A 17,184-nucleotide genomic window follows, 5' to 3' on the forward strand; every position below is an offset into this window, starting at 1 on the left:
CGAAGCCGCGGCCGTCCAGACTCGATCACACGTCCCACAATATCTGCGCAATGCGGGCATAGCGCGCTGACGAACAGAGTCGGCTGCCCGCCCCTCCCACCAGGGCAGGCAGCAGAAGCGGCTGGTATCGCGGTGCCCGTTCCCCAGCGGCACGCACCCACAAGGCACGGGGGGCTCAGTCGTCGCTTCCGACACCGCGATCGGGTTTGCTCATGTCGCCCGTCGCGGGAGTGCCGCCGGCGAGCCCGTAGCGCAGGTACACGGTGCCCTTCGGGCTGGCTGCCGGGGGTGCGAGGAGCGTGACGTTGGTGGGCACCGCGCCATCGTCGAACACTTTCTTCCCGACGCCGAGCACGATCGGGTGCACCCAGAGATCGAGACGGTCGAAGAGCTTCTCGCGCAGGAGGGTCTGCACGAGGTTCAGGCTCCCGACGACCTTCACGTTCTCGTGCCGCTCACGGATCTCACGCACCGCGTCGGCGAGGTCCGGGCCGAGCTGCGTGGACCCGGCCCACGAGAGGTCGGGCGTGCCGCGAGAGGCCACGTACTTCGGGACGCTGTTGAAGAGCGTGGCGATCTCGTTGTCCTCGCCACCCTCCTGGTGAGGCCAGTAGGCGGCGAAGATGTCGTACGTCCGCCGGCCGAGCAGGAGGGCGTCCGTGCCCTCGTACGCGGCACCGATCTGCGCCCCGGCGACCTCGTCAAGCAGGGGCGCCTGCCAGCCGCCGAACGGGAACCCCACCGGGTCCTCGTCGGGGCCGCCGGGCGCCTGCCCGACGAGGTCGAGGGTCGCGAACAGCTCGATGTGGATGAGGCCCATGGCTCACTCCCGATGAGTCGGTTTGTCTCCGTCAAGAGATAGACCTGCGGGTGCCCGCAGACTCATCGCCGCGCCGGAACCGGCTTCCTTCCGGGACATCCGTCACGCACCGCCGCCGTCCCACTACCCTGCGGGCCCCACGAGAACGGTTGGGTTGGCTGCCCGTCCCGGCCCGTCGGCCAGGCGTACGCGTGTGGGCAACGAGTCGGCTGGGCGCAGGCGCAGCGCTTGACGAACGAGCCCATGCCTCGGGCGAGCCGTCGGGCGGGCACGGCCCTTGACCTGCGGGCCGTGTTCCGGCGCCTCGAACCCCTTCCTCCGGCTCCGTCAGGCGCCCCTCTTGGCCAGGAAGCGGCGCAGTTTCGTCAGCGGCCACGTGTTGATGACGTCGTCGTCGGTCAGCCAGCCGCGCTGAGCCGTGGCCACCCCGTAGCGCATGTACGGCAGATGCGTGGTGGCGTGTGCGTCGGAGTTCACGGCGAACTTCACGCCGTGCCGTTTCGCGCGCAGGATGTCCTCGTCGCGCAGGTCGAGCCGCTCGGGATGCGCGTTGATCTCCAGCGCGGTGCCCGCCCGCGCGCAGGCCTCGAAGACCGCGTCGAAGTCGGCGTCGATGCCCGGGCGTTTGCCGATCCGGCGGGTCGTGGGATGGCCGATGACGGCGACGTACGGGTTCTCGCAGGCGCGGATGAGACGGCGGGTGAGTTCCCGCCTGCTCTGGTTGAAGTGGGAGTGGACCGAGGCCACGCAGATGTCGAAGTCCGCGAGGAACTCGTCGGGCCAGTCCAGGGAGCCGTCCGGGCCGATGTTGAGTTCCGTGCCGTGCAGCAGCCGCATCCTGTGGTGCGCGCCGTCGAGTGCGCGTACCCGCTCGCGCTGGGCGAGGATCTTCTCATCGGTCATGCGCTGCATGTACAGGTTCGGGGCGTGGTCGGTCACGGCGTAATAGGCGTATCCGCGGGCGGCAGCGGTGGCGATCATGTCCTCCAGCGGGGCCAGCCCGTCGGTGAGGTCGGTGTGGGTGTGCAGATCGCCGCGGATGTCCTTCTCCGTCAGGAGCTCGGGGAGTTCGCCGCGCAGCCCGGCCGCGATCTCGCCCCGGTCCTCGCGCAGGGTCGGCGGGATCCAGGGCAGTCCGAGCCTCTCGTAGATCGCTTCCTCCGTCTCGGACGTGATGCTCTCGCCGCTCTCGGCGTCGAAGAGCCCGTACTCGGACAGCTTGAGGCCTTGGCGCACCGCGAGTTCGCGCGTGCGGATGTTGTGCGCCTTGGAGCCGGTGAAGTACTGCAGTCCCGCGCCCCAGGAGGCCGGGGGCAGGACCCGGAGGTCCACCTGGAGGCCCGTGACGGTCCGTACGGAGGTCTTCTTCTCCCCGTGCGCGATGACCTCGGCCGTGTGCGGGAGGGCGGCGAGGGCGTCCATGAACGGGGCCGACCGGCGCGCCGCCACCAGGATGTCGATGTCGCCGATGGTCTCCTTCATGCGGCGCAGGGACCCCGCGTACGTGCACCGGACGCAGCCGCGGATGTCCGACAGCTCCGCGACGAGCTGCTCGGCGATGTCCATGGCGGCGCTGACGAGGATCCGGCCCTCGCCGGCCTTCTGCAGGACGGAGATGCCGTGCAGGATGTTCTCCTCGGTCCGCTCCCCGAAGCCCTTCAGGTCGCGCAGACGTTCCTGGTGGATGGCGTCGATCAGCTGGTCGACGGTGGTGATGCCGAGCTCCTCGTAGACGACCATGGCCTTGCGGGGCCCGAGCCCCGGAATCGCGATCAGCTCGCGCACTCCGGCCGGCACGGACGTCCGGGCCTCGTCGACGACGGACATGCGGCCGGTCCGCAGGTACTCCGAGATCTTGTCGGCGACGGACCTGCCGACGTTCGGAATCTCGATCAGCCCCTTCGCGTCCAGTGTCGAGACGTCCTGCGGGTAGCCCGCGACGGCGCGTGCGGCCTTCTCGTAGGCACGCGCCTTGAAGGCCTCCCCGCCCCGGATCGCGATGATGTCGGCGTACTCCTGGAGGAGCGCCTCGACCTCGTCGTTGGCTCGGGCCATGCCTCCAGGGTGCCCCCGCGAGCCCCGGACAGGCACGCCGGGCGCCTTGGTCGCGGGCCCGGCACCACCGGCTGGGACCCCCTGCCGCCCGTGCTCCCTCCCGGGGACGTTTCTGCTTGATCAAGCAGATAGCGTGTCCTTCATGGACGTACCCAGGGAGCAGGCGGCGTTGGAGCATGCGACGGGCGGGGGGTGATCGCCTCCGTCACCGGCACGTGTCCGCGCCCGGCGCCGAACTCGACACCGCCCGGGCCGACGTCCACCCATCCGAAGAGGAGATCACATGGAGAGCCAGAGCCGTACCGCGCTGATCGAGGACCTGATGGGGCGCTTTCCGCACGTGCCCCGGGAAGCCGTGATCAAGGAAGACCTGCTGCGGGGCGGCATCGCCTTCGACGAGTCCGCGCTCAGCGGCACCGCCGACGGGGCCTCCGGCGACGTCAAGCCGAAGTCGTACTTCATCTTCTCCTTCGACCATCGCACGCTGCCGGAACTCGGCGCCGCCGCGCTCAACCGGCCGCCGGAGGAGATCGTGCTGACCGGTGGCCCCTACGAACTGCGGCGCACCGTCGTGTCAGTACGGGTCAACCCCGACTCCCCGTACACGGTGCGGGCCGGCGAGGACGGCGCGCTCGGGCTGTATCTGGACGGCGTGCGGATCGCGGACGTCGGCCTGCCTCCGATGCCGGAGTACTACCGGCACACGCTGTCGAACGGCAAGTCGGTGATGGAGGTGGCACCGACCATCCAGTGGGGCTATCTCATCTATCTGACGGTCTTTCGGGTGTGCCAGTACTTCGGCGCCAAGGAGGAGTGCCAGTTCTGCGACATCAACCACAACTGGCGCCAGCACAAGGCGGCGGGCCGTCCGTACACCGGGGTGAAGCCGGTCGAGGAGGTGCTGGAGGCCCTGGAGATCATCGACCGCTACGACACGGCGGGGACCTCCCGGGCCTACACCCTCACCGGCGGCTCGATCACCTCGCAGGTCGCCGGTCGCGACGAGGCCGACTTCTACGGCCACTACGCGAAGGCCATCGAGGAGCGCTTCCCGGGCCGCTGGACCGGAAAGGTCGTCGCCCAGGCGCTGCCCCGTGACGCCGTGCAGCGCTTCCACGACTACGGCATCCGGATCTACCACCCCAACTTCGAGGTGTGGGACCGCAGGCTGTTCCAGCTCCACTGCCCCGGCAAGGAACGCTACGTCGGCCGCGACGAATGGCACCGCAGGATCCTGGACTCCGCCGAGGTGTTCGGGCCCCGGAACGTGATCCCCAACTTCGTGGCGGGCATCGAGATGGCCGAGCCGTTCGGCTTCACCAAGGTGAGCGAGGCGATCGAGTCGACCGCCGAGGGCCTGCGGTTCTTCATGTCGAACGGCGTCGTCCCCCGGTTCACCACCTGGTGCCCGGAGCCGACGACGCCCCTCGGCAAGGCCAACCCCCTGGGCGCACCGCTCGAGTACCACATCCGTCTGCTGGAGACGTACCGCGCGACGCTCGAGGAGTACGGGCTGAGCTCCCCGCCCGGCTACGGCCCGGCCGGTCCGGGCCGGGCCGTGTTCTCCGTCAGCTCCTTCATGGACAGCCTGGAAGGACTCGAAGAGCAGGGCGAGCCCGCCTAGCGACCCGAGCCCGCCTAGCGACGCGAGCGGGCCTCGTACGGCGACGAGCCCGGGACGGCCTGGCCCGTCGGGCCCGACTGGCCAGACGGGCCCGACTGGCCGCCTCGGGGTGCCAGTGCCTGGGTGGCGATGACGGCGGCCTGCACCCGCCGTTCCACACCGAGCTTGGCGAGCAGCCGGGAGATGTTGTTCTTGACCGTCTTCTCCGCGAGGTAGAGCCGCCTGCCGATCTCCCGGTTGGTCAGCCCCTCCCCCACGAGCGCCAGGATCTCCCGTTCCCGGTCGGTGAGCGCGGGCAGCCCGTCCGGCTGTTCGTCCTGCGGGGCTCCGCCGCGCAGGCGCGCCATGACACGGGCCGTGGCGCCGGGGTCGAGCATGGACTGGCCGGACGCCACGGTCCGTACGGCGTGGACGAGGTCGGTGCCGGTGATCTGCTTGAGGACATAGCCGGAGGCCCCGGCCATGATCGCGTCCAGCAGCGCCTCCTCGTCGTCGAAGGAGGTGAGCATCAGGCAGGCCAGATCGGGCATCCGGGAGCGCAGCTCGCGGCAGACGCTCACGCCGTCCCCGTCCGGCAGACGTACGTCCAGGACCGCGACGTCAGGGCGCAGTGCCGGCGCCCGTACCAAGGCCTGCTCGGCGGTGGCCGCGTCGCCGACCACCGTCAGGTCGGGCTCGGCATCCAGCAGGTCGTGCACGCCACGGCGCACCACCTCGTGGTCGTCGAGGAGGAACACCCTGATGGGGGTCTTCTCCTGGGAGGCGCCACTGCTGTACGTCATCACACACTCCGTGTCCGCTGAGGGTCCGTCCGCCGGCGCGGATCCTCTGCATGATGTCGTCGCGCGGGTCGAACGGCCAGGGCCGAACGGCCCTCATCGTCCCTGGTGCCTCGGGACCGGGCGGCGGAGGGACCATCGGTCCCGGCCGCGGGGCCTGGGTGGACCTGTCGTCCGCCGCCGGTCGCTTGATGGACTCTCCGGCAGAAGCCGAGCCCGGCCCGACCGACCTGGCCCGGCCCGGCCCGGCCGGCCCGAGGGAGAGGTGCCCCCGTTCATGAGTCCGATCGCTCTGACCGCGACAGCGCTGGACGACAGCAGCATCACCATCGCCCTGTCCGGTGAGCTCGACATCGCCACCGTCGGACGGATCGAGCCGGTGCTGTCCCGCCTGGCCACGGGCAGGGCGCCCGAGGTGCGCCTCGACCTGTCGGGCGTCACGTTCTGCGACAGCTCCGGGGTCGCCCTGTTCCTGCGCGTCCATCAGCGCTGCGCGGCGAAGGGCGGGCGGCTGCGGCTGTGCCTTGTCCCGCGGCTCTGCGCCAAGATGCTCCGTGTTCTCCGCGTGGACGACACGATCCCCTGCTCCTTCGCCTGACCGACGGGCGGACGCCCCGTGGTCACGCTCGCGAGCCGGGGTTCAGCGGCGCCCGCCAGACGAGCCGGCTGCCGCCCTCGGCGGGCGTGTGGATGTCCAGCTCGCCTCCCACGCTGACCGCGCGTTCGGCGAGGTTGCGCAGCCCGCTGCGCCTGCCGCCGGACGGGATGCCCCTGCCGTTGTCCGCGACGGTGAGGATCGCCTCGTCGGCCGTGGCCTGGAGGGTCACCTCCACCCGCGTGGCGTGGGAGTGCCGGGCGGCGTTGCTCAGCGTCTCGGCGAGGACCGCCATGACATGGTCGGCCACCGCCTCGGGTACGTCCGTGTCCAGCAGGCCTTCCATGCTCAGGCGTGGCGGGAAGCCCAGCGTCGTACCGGCCTCGCCGACGGCGCGGGCGACGCGTGCCCGCAGGCTCGGCCCGGTCTCGTCCTCCCGGGCCCGCAGTCCGAAGATCGTGGAGCGGATGATCTTGATGGTCTCGTCCAGGTCGCCCACGGCGCGCTGGACGCGTTCCGCGGCGCCTGCGTGCTCGACGAGGCGGGCGGCGCTCTGCAGGGTCATGCCGGTGGCGAACAGTCGCTGGATGGCCAGGTCGTGCAGGTCGCGGGCGATGCGGTCGCGGTCCTCAAGGAGGGCGAGCTGCTCGGCGTCGCTGCGCCGCTCGGCCAGTTCCAGGGCGAGCGCCGCCTGTCCGGCGAAGGCGAGCAGCGGCTGCAGTTCCTCGTCGGTGAAGACCGGCGCTCCCGCCTCGCGGGCCAGCAACAGGACGCCTCGGGTGTCCTCGGCCGCGGTGCCGAGCGGTACGGCGACGGCCGGGCCCAGGCCCTCGAAGCGCGGCGGCCCCGCCCGGTAGCGGTCGTCCTCGGCCAGATCCGTCGTGCTCACCGGCTCGCCGGCCCGGTAGGCGGCACCCGACAGCGTGCCGTCGGCCGGCAGCACCAGGCCGGGGCGCGGGTCGTCCGCACCGATGGTCAGCTCGATGACCAGGCTCGCGCCGCCGTCGACGGGCACGGACACGTCCGCGAGCCGCGCGTCGGATATCTCCCGGGCGCGGCGGGCGATCAGCTCAAGGACCTCCAGCCGGGGTGTGCCGGAGAGCAGGCCGTTGGTGATCTCCGTGTTCGCCTGCAGCCACCGCTGCTGGCGGCGCGACGCCTCGTACAGCCGGGCGTTGTCGATGGCCACGCCCGCGGCGACGGAGAGGGTGGAGATCACCGACTCGTCCTCGGCGTCGAAGTCGTGGCCACCCCGCTTGTCGGTGAGGTAGAGGTTGCCGAAGACCTCGTCGCGCACCCGGATCGGCACGCCGAGGAAGGTGCGCATCGGCGGATGATGTGCGGGGAAGCCGTACGACGACGGATGGGCGCCCAGATCGGAGAGGCGCAGCGGTTCGGGATCGCGGATCAGCTGGCCCAGCAGTCCGTGCCCGGCCGGCAGAGGCCCGATCTCGGCGATCTCCTTCTCCGTCAGCCCGACGGTGAGGAACTGCGACAGCGTCCGTCCGTCCGGTCCGATGACGCCCAGCGCGGCGTACTCGGCGTCGACCAGCAGGGCCGCGGCCTCCATGATGCGCCGCAGGACCTGCGCGAGGTCCAGTTCGCTGCCCACCGACATCACGGCCTCGAGGAGGCTGTGCACCCGGTCCCGCGTGCCACGGGCCGCGTCGATACGGGCCTGCAGCTCGTCCAGAAGCTCGTCGAGCCGCATGTGAGGCATCCGCGGCAACGGCTCTTCCACGCCCACCGGCCCTTCTCTGGTCACCCGTCCGTTGTACGGGGCCACAGACTACCGGCCGGGCGGGGGGCCGTACGGCAGGGTCGAACAGCCCGTGACATGGACCCTGAACGGATCTGCCGCATCGTCGCCGCCGACGGCACGCTGGGGTGCATGGACCGGCGATGCCCGCCGCCTGACTTCCCGCACGACACTGCACGACACCGCACGACACCGCACGACACCGCACGACCGGCTGGAGATGAGAACCGTGGTGAGGACTCGCACCGTGGGTGAGGTGATGACGGCCGAGGTCGTCCGGACCGGCCCGCGTACCTCCTTCAAGGAGGTGACCCGGCTGCTCGCGTCCCACCGGATCAGCGGCCTGCCGGTGGTGGACGACGACGACAAGGTGATGGGCGTGGTCTCCCAGACCGACCTCACCCGCCGGCAGGCGGCGCTGGGCCGGCGGACACATGGCGGGGCGGCCGGGCTGCTGGAGGCGCTGCGGCGGAGGGTTCGCGTGCGCGCCCGTCCGGCCGCCGGAGCCTCCGTGACGACGGCGGCCGGGCTGATGTCCACGCCGGCGGTGACCGTGCACCCGGAGCAGCGTGTCGTGGACGCCGCCCGCATCATGGAGCGCCGCCACATCGACCGGCTGCCGGTGGTCGACGAGGAGGACCGTCTCATCGGCATCGTCACCCGTCGCGACCTGCTGCGCGTCTTCCTGCGGACGGACGACGAGATCCGGGCGGACGTGCTCGCCGTGGCCTCGGCCCTGCCGACGCCGTCCGCCGGCCCGGGCGTCCAGGTCCGCGTACGGGAAGGGGTCGTCTCCCTGGAGGGGTCCCCCGGGCCCGACGTGGACGCGACCACGCTGATCAGGGCCGCCTGGCGGGTGGACGGAGTGGTGGGCGTGGTGAACCGCCTGCCGTGAACGCGCGGGGAGGTGAACGCGCGGGAGGTGAACGCGCGGGAAGCAGACGCGCGGGAGGTGAACGCGCCGGTGGCCGGTGACCGAGGTGTCGGTCACCGGCCACCGGCGTATGTCAGTACAGGGCCGCCCCCAGGGCCACGAAGCCGACGATGATCACCAGCAGTGCCCCCATCAGCGGAGCCATGAACCTCAGGTACCGGTCGTAGGGGACCTTCGCCAGTGCCAGGCCGCCCATGACGACGGCGGAGGTCGGGGTGATCAGGTTCACCCAGCCCGAGGCCGACTGGTAGGCGGTGACCACGAGGGCCCGGCCGACTCCGGCGAAGTCCGCGAGCGGCGCCAGGATGGGCATGGCCAGGGCCGCGTGTCCCGAGGAGGACGGTACGAAGAAGGCGAGCGGGATGTTGACCAGGAACACCAGGCCGGCGAAGACGCCGGAGGAGGCGCCGGAGACCACGCTGTGCAGGCTGGAGAGGATGGTGTCGGTCACGGCGGCGTTGTTCATGATGACGGTGACTCCCCGGGCCAGCATGACGATCATCGCGGCGCCGATGAAGTCCCCCGCCCCGCTGGTGATCGCGGCCGCCGTCCCCTTCTCCCCCAGCCCGCTGATCAGTCCGACGGCGATCGCCGCGACGATGAACAGGGCGGCGAGTTCGGGGAAGTACCAGCCCAGCGTGGGCAGGAAGGAGATCCCCAGGTCGGTCCACGGCACGACGGCGAAGATCATGAAGAGGAACGTGCCCGCGAAGGTCCAGAGCACGAAGCGCTGACGGCCGGTGAGTCCGGCCGGCTCCTCGTCCTCGCTCACCCGCAGCGCGTCCTCCTCGGCCACCGGAGCCAGTGACCGGGTGGGGTCCGCGTGGATCCGCCGGGCGTAGCGCACCACATAGGCCGCCGCCAGGGCCGTCAGGCAGACCCACATGGCCAGGCGGAGACCGATGCCGTCGCCGGTGCCGATGCCCGCGCTGTCCGAGGCGACGCCGGTCGCGAAGGGGTTGACCGTGGACGCGAGCGTGCCGACACCGGCGCCGACCAGGATCACGGTCGCGGCGACCATACGGTCGTACCCCAGCTTGAGCATGAGCGGGATCATCAGCCCGTAGAAGCCGAGGGTCTCCTCCGCCATGCCGTAGGTGGTGCCGCCGACGGAGAACAGCGTCACGAGCACGACAAGGAGCAGCGTCCTGTGGCCCTGCAGGCGGTGGGCCAGGCGGGCCACGCCGAGGGTCAGGGCACCCGTGCGCAGGGTGACGGTGATGAAGGCGCCGACGGCCAGGATGAAGAGGAACACCCCGGCGGCTCCGGCGAATTCACCGCTGCCACCGGGTGCGGTGAGGGCGCTCTCGGGGTCGGTGACTCCGTACAGGCCGTTGACCGGCGCGAGGAACAGGTCCTTCAGCCGCTCCCAGAAGCCGGTCGTCACCTCCACCGGGTGGTAGGTGCCGGGAACCGGGCTGCCGTTCTCGGTGTCGTACCGTCCGGCGGGGATGACGAAGGTCAGGGCCCACACCGCGACGGTGACCGCTATCAGTACGGAGAAGGCCGAGGGGAAGGTGAAGCGGCGCTTCGCGGAGGGGGCGCGGTGCGGGCCGTTACCGTCCCGCCCCTCCGGTCCCGGCGACGCCGGGGAGAGTCTGTCGGCGCTGTGGGTGGTCATCTCGGGTCCCGGGGTGTGTCGGGGCCGCCGTCACGGAAGCGGCCGTCGGGTGTGACGACGGTGCCGGCGGCGCCGTCGAGAATCGCGGGTGCGTCGTCGAGGGCGCCGATGGCCGCCATGCCACCGGTCAGTTCGACGAAGCGGCAGACGGCGTCGACCTTCGGGCCCATCGATCCGGCGGGGAAGTCGTACGCCCGCAGCCGGGCCGGGCTCGTCCGGCCGACGGGCTGTGCGTCGGGCGTGCCGTGGCCCAGTTCGACGTGGCGTACGTCGGTGAGCAGCAGGAGCGCGTCGGCGTCGAGGGCCCCGGCCAGCAGGGCGGCCGTGAGGTCCTTGTCGACCACGGCCTCGACGCCGGTGAGCCGTCCCCGCTCATCGCGGACGACGGGTACGCCTCCCCCGCCCGCGCAGACGGCCACGGCGCCGGAGTCGAGCAGGAGGCGGATCAGGCGGGTCTCCACGACGCGTTCGGGGCGGGGAGAGGGAACGACGCGCCGCCAGTGCGCGCCGTCCTGCTTGACGGTCCAGCCTCGTGCGGCGGCCAGCCGTTCGGCCTCGGCCCGTTCGTAGACGGGGCCGACGAACTTCTCGGGGTCGGCGAAGGCGGGGTCGGCGGCGGAGACGAGCGTCTGGTTGAGCAGGGCGCAGACCTGGCGGTCCGGCAGCGCGTTCTGCAGGGATTGCAGCAGCCAGTAGCCGATCATTCCCTGGGTCTCCGCGCCGAGGACGTCGAAGGGGTACGGGCGGCTCAGGGAGTGGTCGGCGGCGCTCTGCAGGGCGAGGACGCCGACCTGGGGGCCGTTGCCGTGGGTGATCACCAGCTCGTGGTGGCGGGCGAGGGGGGCCAGGGCCGCCACCGCCGCCTGGACGTTGGCCAGTTGTACGGCGGCGTCCGGCCGTTCCTCGCGGCGGAGGAGAGCGTTGCCGCCCAGTGCGACGACGACACGCATGGGGGTGCCCTTCTTCGGAGGTTCGGAGACGGTGTCAGTCGGCGAGGGTGGCGACCAGGACGGCCTTGATGGTGTGCAGCCGGTTCTCCGCCTGGTCGAAGACGACGGAGTGGGCCGATTCGAAGACCTCGTCCGTGACCTCCATCGCGGTCATGCCGGTCCGGGCGGCGATCTGCGCGCCGACGGTGGTGTCGCTGTCGTGGAAGGCCGGCAGGCAGTGCAGGAACTTCACCCGCGGGTTCCCGGTCGCCCTGAGGACGTCCGTGGTCACCTGGTACGGCTTCAGCAGGGCGATGCGCTCGTCCCACAGCTCCGGGGGCTCGCCCATGGACAGCCATACGTCGGTGTAGACGAAGTCGACGCCCGCCACGCCCTCGGCGATGTCCTCGGTGAGGGTGATCCGTGCCCCGCGGGACTCGGCCGCGGTACGGGCCGCGGCGACGACCTCGGGGGCGCTGTGCAGGGCGCGGGGGCCGACCATGCGCACGTCCATGCCGAGCATCGCGGCGCTGACGAGGAGGGAGTGGGCGACGTTGTTGCGGGCGTCTCCGAGGTAGGCGAACGACACCTGGGCGAGTGGTTTGTCGGTGTGCTCCGCCATGGTGAGCATGTCCGCGAGCGACTGGGTGGGGTGCCACTGGTCGGTCAGCCCGTTCCACACGGGCACGCCCGCGTACCGGGCGAGTTGCTCCACCAGGCGCTGATCGCTGCCGCGGTACTCGATGCCGTCGTAGTAGCGCCCCAGGACCCTGGCCGTGTCCTTGACGGACTCCTTGTGGCCGAGCTGGGAGCTGGAGGGTTCCAGGTAGGTCACGTGCGCGCCCTCCTGGTGGGCGGCCACCTCGAAGGCGCAGCGCGTGCGGGTGGACGTCTTCTCGAAGACGACGGCGATGTTCTTGCCGCGCAGGCGCGGTTCCTCGGTGCCCGCGTATCGGGCGCTCTTCAGCCGCGCGGAGAGTTCGAGAAGGTGACGGAACTCGTCCGGGGTGAGGTCGACTTCCTTGAGGAACGAACGGTGACGCAGGTCGACGGCCATGTCGGCTCGACTCCTTGGCTCTCTGCGGACGCATGGGTACGGATATGGGGGGGTGGGGCGTGGTCGACGGTGTGTCAGGCCGCTTCGCGCTCGATCGGGCAGGTCATGCACCGCGGACCGCCGCGGCCACGGCCGAGTTCGCTGCCGCGGATCGTGATGACCTCGACACCGCTCCTGCGCAGATGCGTGTTGGTGGTGACGTTGCGCTCGTACGCCACGACGACGCCGGGCTCCACGGCCAGGACGTTGCAGCCGTCGTCCCACTGCTCGCGTTCCGCGGAGCGGACGTCCTGGGTGGGCGTGAGGACACGGATGGAATCGAGGCCGAGGGCGTCGGCGATGGCCTGGTCCATGAACTCGGGCGCGTGATCGGTGATCTTCAGGCCGTGGCCGCCGGGCCCGGGTTCGATGGTGGAGGACGGCAGCATGCCCAGCCCGGCGTACCGGGTGAAGGTGTCGCCGCTGAGCATCGTCATGACGGTGTCCAGGTGCATGAAGCTACGGCTCTTGGGCATGTCGAGCGCCACGACGCGTCGCGCGGAGCCGGCGGCGAACATGCGCAGGGCCAGGCTCTCCACGGCCTGCGGGGTGGTGCGCTCGCTCATCCCGATCAGCACCGCGCCGTTGCCGATGACGAGCACGTCGCCGCCCTCGATGGTCGACGGATAGGCGGCCTCGCCGTCCGTCCACCGCTGGAACTCCCCCTTCTCGAAGAGGGGATGGTGCCGGTAGATCACCTCGAAGTGGACCGTCTCGCGGCGCCGTGCCCGCTTCTTCATCGGGTTGACGCTCACGCCGTCGTACACCCAGCACGAGGTGTCACGGGTGAACAGGTGGTTGGGCAGCGGGGCCAGGACGAAGTCGTCGGGCGCCATGGCGTGCAGCCGGACGCTCGACACCGGGCCCATGCGTGCGCTCAACTCCCCTTTCGTGACACCGCCGATGAGGCAGCCTGCGAGCTCGGCCGGTGCGAGCGAGTCGAAGAGCGCGCGCATCCGGTCGGTCGCGAGCGGGCCGTACTCCCGGTCGTCGAAGACCCGGTCCTGGACGAGCGTCCGGGCGGCGGGCCGCTCCAGGGTCTCGGTGAGCAGGTCGGAGAAGAGGTGCACACGGACGCCGCGGTCGCGCAGGGTGTCGGCGAAGGCGTCGTGCTCCTCCCGGGCCCGTTTGACCCAGAGCACGTCGTCGAAGAGCAACTCGTCCTTGTTCGTGGGCGTCAGGCGCTTCAGCTCCAGATCGGGGCGGTGCAGGATGACCTGCTTGAGCCGGCCGGTCTCGGAGTCGACGTGGAAGGGCATGGTTGTCCTCGGCATCAGGAGAAGAGGGGGAGGGCCGCCGGGCTCGTACGCCTCGGCGATGAATCGAGCCTGTCACCCGGCGCCTGGGGAATCGGACGGCAACGGTCCCCGAGGAGAGGCGGTACGGGCCCGGCCTCCGTGGCCCGGTCGGCGGGACCGACCGGGACCTTCGGCCTTGGACCTTCGACTTCGGCCTTCGAGCTTCGGCCTTCGAGCTTCGAGCTTCGAGCTTCGAGCTTCGGCAACCGCTGTACGGGGCAGGCGGGTTGCTCAGTCGTGCGGTACGACGGCGACGGGGGCGGCGCTGTGGTGGAGGACGGAATGCGTCACCGGGCCGGTGTGCACCCCGATCGAGGACGTACGACGACGGCGGCCGACCACGACGAGTCGGGCGCCGCGCGCCGCCTCCAGCACGTCGGAGGCCGGACGGCCGAGGCGGCAGTCCACGGCGACCCGCACGTCGGGGAACTTCCGCCGCCACGGCGCGAGGACGTCCGTCAGCATGCTCTCCTTCACGGCCGCCAGCTCGCCCCGGAGCGCGACAGCCGCCGCGGCGGCGTCGTGGCCGAAGGCCGCCGGGAAGTGCCAGCTGTGCACCACGCGCAGGGTGGCTCGGTGCCGGTCGGCATGAGCGAAGGCGAATTCCAGGAGCTCATCGCACGGGCGGGAGATGTCGACCCCGAGCACGACGTCTCCGAGCACGACGTCTCCGGACCCGGCGGGGCCCCCACCGGCCCGGACCGGCCGCTCCTGGGCGCGGACGAGGACGACCGGGTGAGGCGTACGCGCGACGACGGCCAGGGACACGGACCCGACGACGAAACCGGCGACACCGCTCAGTCCCCGGGACCCGAGAACCAGCAGCTCGGACTCCTCGGCCGCCTCGCAGAGAACCGTGGCGGGATCCCCGCACTTCTGGACCGTCTCCACCAGGAGACCTGGGTGGTTCCCGTGCACGTGTTCGGCGGCCTTGCGCGGAGTGCGCTCGGCCCAATGGCGCCGTGTGTCAGGGCCGATGAGCGGTGCGTGGACGTCCGGGTTCAGGTCCCACACATGGACCAGTCGCAGGGGCAGGCCGCGTGCGATCGCCTCGCGGGCCGCCCAGTCGACGGCTGCGATGCTCTCTCGGGATCCGTCGAGACCGACGGTGACGGGGCGGGACATCTGCTGACCTCCTGGTCCGGTGACAACGTGGTGCCTTCACCGTGGCGGGCGCCGCCCGGAATCGAGAGGGGCCACAGGTCCTCGCGGGCGGCCCGACGGGCCCACGTGTCGCCGCGAGAACGGGTGACGCCACTGCCGATGCCCGCGTACACGCGAAAGCCGCCCCCGGCGGGGGCGGCCTTGGACGCGGCGTCGATCGTCGACGGGTCAGGGGTGCGGTACGACCGCCACAGGCGCCGTGGTGTGGTGCAGCACGGCGTGGGCGACGGGCCCGATGTGGGCGCCGAACGCGGCGCGGCGGATCCGGCGTCCGATGACCAGCAGGGACGCGTCGGCCGAGGCTTCGGCGAGATGGTCGGCCGCCCTGCCCACGACGCACTGCTCCTCGACGCGGACGCCGGGGAACCTGTCCCGCCAGGGTCGCAGGGCCGCGCTGAGCGCGGCCGATTCCCGCGTCTCCAGCTCGGCGGCGTGGCCCGGGTCGATCGCGGCCGGGTCGTAGCCGAGGACGGGCGGCAGGCTCCAGCCGTGGACGACGCGCAGGCCGGCCCCGCGCGCCTGCGCGGCATCGAAGGCGTACTCGATCACCTCGTCGCACGGCCGGGCGAGGTCCAGGCCGAGCACCACATCGCGATACACCCCCGGTCGCACGTACTCGTCGCCGGCCTGCTCCCCCGCCCGTACGAGGACGACCGGCCGCTCCGCGTGGGCGAGCACGGACATCGACACCGACCCGATGACGAAACCGGCCAGAACGCTCAGGCCCTGGGAGCCGAGGACCAGCACCTCGGCGTCCTTCGCGGCGGCCTCCAGGACCTCGATGGGCCGGCCGTTCACCTCCTCGGTACGGATCTCCAGGTCGGGGTGGCGGTCGCAGAGTCGCTCGGACACCTCGCGGGGAATGCGCTCGGCCCAGTACCTGGGGGCGTACGCCGTCGGCGCGACGACCCCTCCCACCGGCGGGACGTAGGCGTATGCGGGCGACCAGTCCTCCAGCGCGTGCACGAGCTTCAGCGGCAGCCCGCGCAGCCGTGCCTCACGGGCGGCCCACTCGGTGGCGGCCAGCGACTCCGCGGAGCCGTCCAATCCGACGACGACGGTGCGTGACATGGGTGTCTCCTCCGAGGGATCCGGTGCGTGCTGCCACCCTCCCGCCGCCGGCGGAGCCGCGTCCCGGGTCCAGCGGGTCACCACGGAGGGCCGAACGTCCTTGCCCCGTCCGCGCATCGGCTCATCGGCACATGGGCTCATCTTTCACCGACTCCCGGAAAAGGTGAGCGCGGTGCCCCCGCCGGTGGGCGGGGCACCGCGCTCTCTCAGGTTCAGTGCCAGTACTTCATGACGGTTCCTCCTCCCCCGCTGTCATGGGCGCAGCATCACCTCGAAGCGGTCGAGACCGCGCAAGGTGAGATTGCGCCGGTGTTCCGGTTCCGCGACCGCCCGGGTGCCGGGGTGGTCCGTGGCCAGGAGTCCGAGGACCGATCCGGTCAGCCGGATCGCCATGGACGCGCCCAGGCAGGCGTGGGCACCGCGGCCGAAGCCCAGGTGGGGGTTCGGGGCGCGGTCCAGTCGCAGCTCGGTGGGGTGGGCGAAGCGGAGCGGGTCGTGGTTGGCCGCGCCGAGGAGCAGCGTGACCGGGTCGCCCGCCCGGATGGTGACGCCCGCCAGTTCGGTGTCGGTGACGCAGACCCGGGCGTCGGCCTGCACGGGTGCGTCGTACCGGATCAGTTCGTCGACGGCGGGCGACACGGGCGCGGCGCGGAAGGCGGTCAGGCCTCCGGGGGAGGTCAGCAGCGCCGCGGCCGCGTTGCCGAGGAGGCGGGAGGCGGATTCGTAGCCCGCGTGGAGAACGGTACGCAGGCTGTTGCGCAGGACCGTCGGATCCACGCCGCTCGCCTCCGCGTGTTCGGCGACGTAGGCGATGAGGCCTTCCTTCGGCGGGTCCGCGAGCCAGCCGCCCGCGTACGCGGCGAGTTCGGCCCGTGCGGTGACGGCCGGCTCGTGCTTCTCCGGCCACAGACCGGCGTCCATGCCGTCGACGACGGTGCGGGACACCGGCGCGAACCAGGCCTGGTCGGGGGCCGGGACGCCGAGGAACGCGGTGATGAACCGGAGCGCGAGGGGTTCGGCCAGTTCGCCGACGAGGTCGAAGGACGGACGTCGGGCCAGCTCGTCGAGCAGCTGCCGGGCCTGGTGCTCCATCCCGTCGTACAGCGCCTGCCGGTCCTGGGCCCGGAAGCCGTCGAGCAACAGGTGGCGGATGGCGGTGTGTTCGGGCGGGTCGAGCGTCTGGACGCTGAGCAGCGGGGCCGGGATGTCCTCACCCGCGCGGCGCCAGTCCGAGGCGAAGCGCGCGCTGTCGGTGAGGACGGCGAGGCAGTCGGCGTGACGGGTCAGAACCCAGGAGCCGAGGATCTCGTGCCAGAAGACGGGGGTGTTCTCACGCATCCGGGCATACGCGGGATACGGATTCGGCAGGATCGACGGCCCTGCCAGATCCAGGATCGGGTCGGTGGCGACCGCTTGATCCGCATGGTCCACGTGATCCA

Annotated in this window: 14 protein-coding genes; 3 read left to right on the forward strand and 11 right to left on the reverse strand. The window is 71.5% G+C overall.

The genetic code is table 11. The annotated features are described in order from the left end of the window. Window positions 1-175 precede the first annotated feature (175 nt). Together FDM97_RS21375 and polX are read right to left on the reverse strand one after the other, a co-directional pair. The gene (locus tag FDM97_RS21375; protein ID WP_137992057.1) at window positions 176-820 is read right to left on the reverse strand and encodes a dihydrofolate reductase family protein; all 645 of its coding nucleotides are present in this window, start codon (window positions 818-820) and stop codon (window positions 176-178) included. A gap of 327 nt (window positions 821-1,147) precedes the next feature. Continuing rightward, the gene (polX, locus tag FDM97_RS21385; protein WP_137992061.1) at window positions 1,148-2,875 is read right to left on the reverse strand and encodes a DNA polymerase/3'-5' exonuclease PolX; all 1,728 of its coding nucleotides are present in this window, start codon (window positions 2,873-2,875) and stop codon (window positions 1,148-1,150) included. 283 nt (window positions 2,876-3,158) lie between these two features. On the opposite strand from polX, the gene FDM97_RS21390 reads away from it, so the two are divergent. Next, entirely contained in the window at window positions 3,159-4,499 is a 1,341-nt protein-coding gene (locus tag FDM97_RS21390) for a radical SAM protein (protein WP_137992063.1), read from the forward strand. 14 nt (window positions 4,500-4,513) lie between these two features. On the opposite strand, the gene FDM97_RS21395 is transcribed toward FDM97_RS21390, so the two are convergent. Next, window positions 4,514-5,281 carry a response regulator gene (locus tag FDM97_RS21395; RefSeq protein WP_254705700.1) on the reverse strand — a complete coding sequence of 256 codons (768 nt, stop codon included), beginning with the start codon at window positions 5,279-5,281 and terminating at the stop codon, window positions 4,514-4,516. Between the two features lie 274 nt (window positions 5,282-5,555). Here FDM97_RS21395 and FDM97_RS35930 point away from each other — a divergent pair, with 274 nt between their 5' ends. Then, window positions 5,556-5,876, forward strand: a complete 321-nt coding sequence (locus tag FDM97_RS35930) for an STAS domain-containing protein (protein ID WP_175439193.1) — start codon at window positions 5,556-5,558, stop codon at window positions 5,874-5,876. A 22-nt stretch (window positions 5,877-5,898) separates the two neighbouring features. Here FDM97_RS35930 and FDM97_RS21405 read toward each other — a convergent pair whose 3' ends face one another. Further along, window positions 5,899-7,584, reverse strand: coding sequence for a sensor histidine kinase (locus tag FDM97_RS21405; RefSeq protein WP_137992067.1), 1,686 nt, complete (start codon window positions 7,582-7,584; stop codon window positions 5,899-5,901). A 280-nt stretch (window positions 7,585-7,864) separates the two neighbouring features. On the opposite strand from FDM97_RS21405, the gene FDM97_RS21410 reads away from it, so the two are divergent. Next, a complete protein-coding gene (locus tag FDM97_RS21410) occupies window positions 7,865-8,527 on the forward strand; it encodes a CBS domain-containing protein (protein ID WP_254705701.1) in 663 nt (220 codons plus the stop codon). Between the two features lie 112 nt (window positions 8,528-8,639). Here the strand turns inward: FDM97_RS21410 and FDM97_RS21415 are convergent, their stop codons facing one another. The 7 genes from FDM97_RS21415 to FDM97_RS21445 form a co-directional block, all read right to left on the reverse strand. Then, entirely contained in the window at window positions 8,640-10,187 is a 1,548-nt protein-coding gene (locus tag FDM97_RS21415) for a YfcC family protein (RefSeq protein WP_137992069.1), read from the reverse strand. Then, window positions 10,184-11,137 (reverse strand): carbamate kinase, encoded by a 954-nt coding sequence (locus FDM97_RS21420; RefSeq protein WP_137992071.1) that lies wholly within the window; start codon window positions 11,135-11,137, stop codon window positions 10,184-10,186. Before FDM97_RS21420 ends, FDM97_RS21415 begins: the two co-directional genes overlap by 4 nt. Window positions 11,138-11,171: 34 nt before the next feature. After that, on the reverse strand, window positions 11,172-12,173 hold the full coding sequence (gene argF, locus FDM97_RS21425; protein ID WP_137992073.1) for an ornithine carbamoyltransferase: 1,002 nt from the start codon (window positions 12,171-12,173) through the stop codon (window positions 11,172-11,174). 74 nt (window positions 12,174-12,247) lie between these two features. Then, window positions 12,248-13,471 (reverse strand): arginine deiminase, encoded by a 1,224-nt coding sequence (locus tag FDM97_RS21430; protein ID WP_137992074.1) that lies wholly within the window; start codon window positions 13,469-13,471, stop codon window positions 12,248-12,250. A gap of 270 nt (window positions 13,472-13,741) precedes the next feature. Next, a complete protein-coding gene (locus FDM97_RS21435) occupies window positions 13,742-14,635 on the reverse strand; it encodes a universal stress protein (protein WP_137992075.1) in 894 nt (297 codons plus the stop codon). 207 nt (window positions 14,636-14,842) lie between these two features. Continuing rightward, window positions 14,843-15,745: a universal stress protein gene (locus FDM97_RS21440; RefSeq protein WP_137992077.1), complete on the reverse strand. Its 903-nt coding sequence runs from the start codon at window positions 15,743-15,745 to the stop codon at window positions 14,843-14,845. Between the two features lie 252 nt (window positions 15,746-15,997). Next, window positions 15,998-17,176: a cytochrome P450 gene (locus FDM97_RS21445; protein WP_175439194.1), complete on the reverse strand. Its 1,179-nt coding sequence runs from the start codon at window positions 17,174-17,176 to the stop codon at window positions 15,998-16,000. Between the last annotated feature and the right edge of the window lie 8 nt (window positions 17,177-17,184).

Source organism: Streptomyces vilmorinianum (assembly GCF_005517195.1).
Lineage (GTDB): Bacteria > Actinomycetota > Actinomycetes > Streptomycetales > Streptomycetaceae > Streptomyces > Streptomyces vilmorinianum.

Excerpts from the sequence above, each read along its gene's own strand:
- FDM97_RS21375 (WP_137992057.1), bottom strand. The coding sequence starts at position 820 with ATGGGCCTCATCCACATCGAGCTGTTCGCGACCCTCGACCTCGTCGGG.
- polX (WP_137992061.1), bottom strand. The coding sequence starts at position 2,875 with ATGGCCCGAGCCAACGACGAGGTCGAGGCGCTCCTCCAGGAGTACGCC.
- FDM97_RS21390 (WP_137992063.1), top strand. The coding sequence starts at position 3,159 with ATGGAGAGCCAGAGCCGTACCGCGCTGATCGAGGACCTGATGGGGCGC.
- FDM97_RS21395 (WP_254705700.1), bottom strand. The coding sequence starts at position 5,281 with ATGACGTACAGCAGTGGCGCCTCCCAGGAGAAGACCCCCATCAGGGTG.
- FDM97_RS35930 (WP_175439193.1), top strand. The coding sequence starts at position 5,556 with ATGAGTCCGATCGCTCTGACCGCGACAGCGCTGGACGACAGCAGCATC.
- FDM97_RS21405 (WP_137992067.1), bottom strand. The coding sequence starts at position 7,584 with ATGCGGCTCGACGAGCTTCTGGACGAGCTGCAGGCCCGTATCGACGCG.
- FDM97_RS21415 (WP_137992069.1), bottom strand. The coding sequence starts at position 10,187 with ATGACCACCCACAGCGCCGACAGACTCTCCCCGGCGTCGCCGGGACCG.
- FDM97_RS21420 (WP_137992071.1), bottom strand. The coding sequence starts at position 11,137 with ATGCGTGTCGTCGTCGCACTGGGCGGCAACGCTCTCCTCCGCCGCGAG.
- argF (WP_137992073.1), bottom strand. The coding sequence starts at position 12,173 with ATGGCCGTCGACCTGCGTCACCGTTCGTTCCTCAAGGAAGTCGACCTC.
- FDM97_RS21430 (WP_137992074.1), bottom strand. The coding sequence starts at position 13,471 with ATGCCCTTCCACGTCGACTCCGAGACCGGCCGGCTCAAGCAGGTCATC.
- FDM97_RS21435 (WP_137992075.1), bottom strand. The coding sequence starts at position 14,635 with ATGTCCCGCCCCGTCACCGTCGGTCTCGACGGATCCCGAGAGAGCATC.
- FDM97_RS21440 (WP_137992077.1), bottom strand. The coding sequence starts at position 15,745 with ATGTCACGCACCGTCGTCGTCGGATTGGACGGCTCCGCGGAGTCGCTG.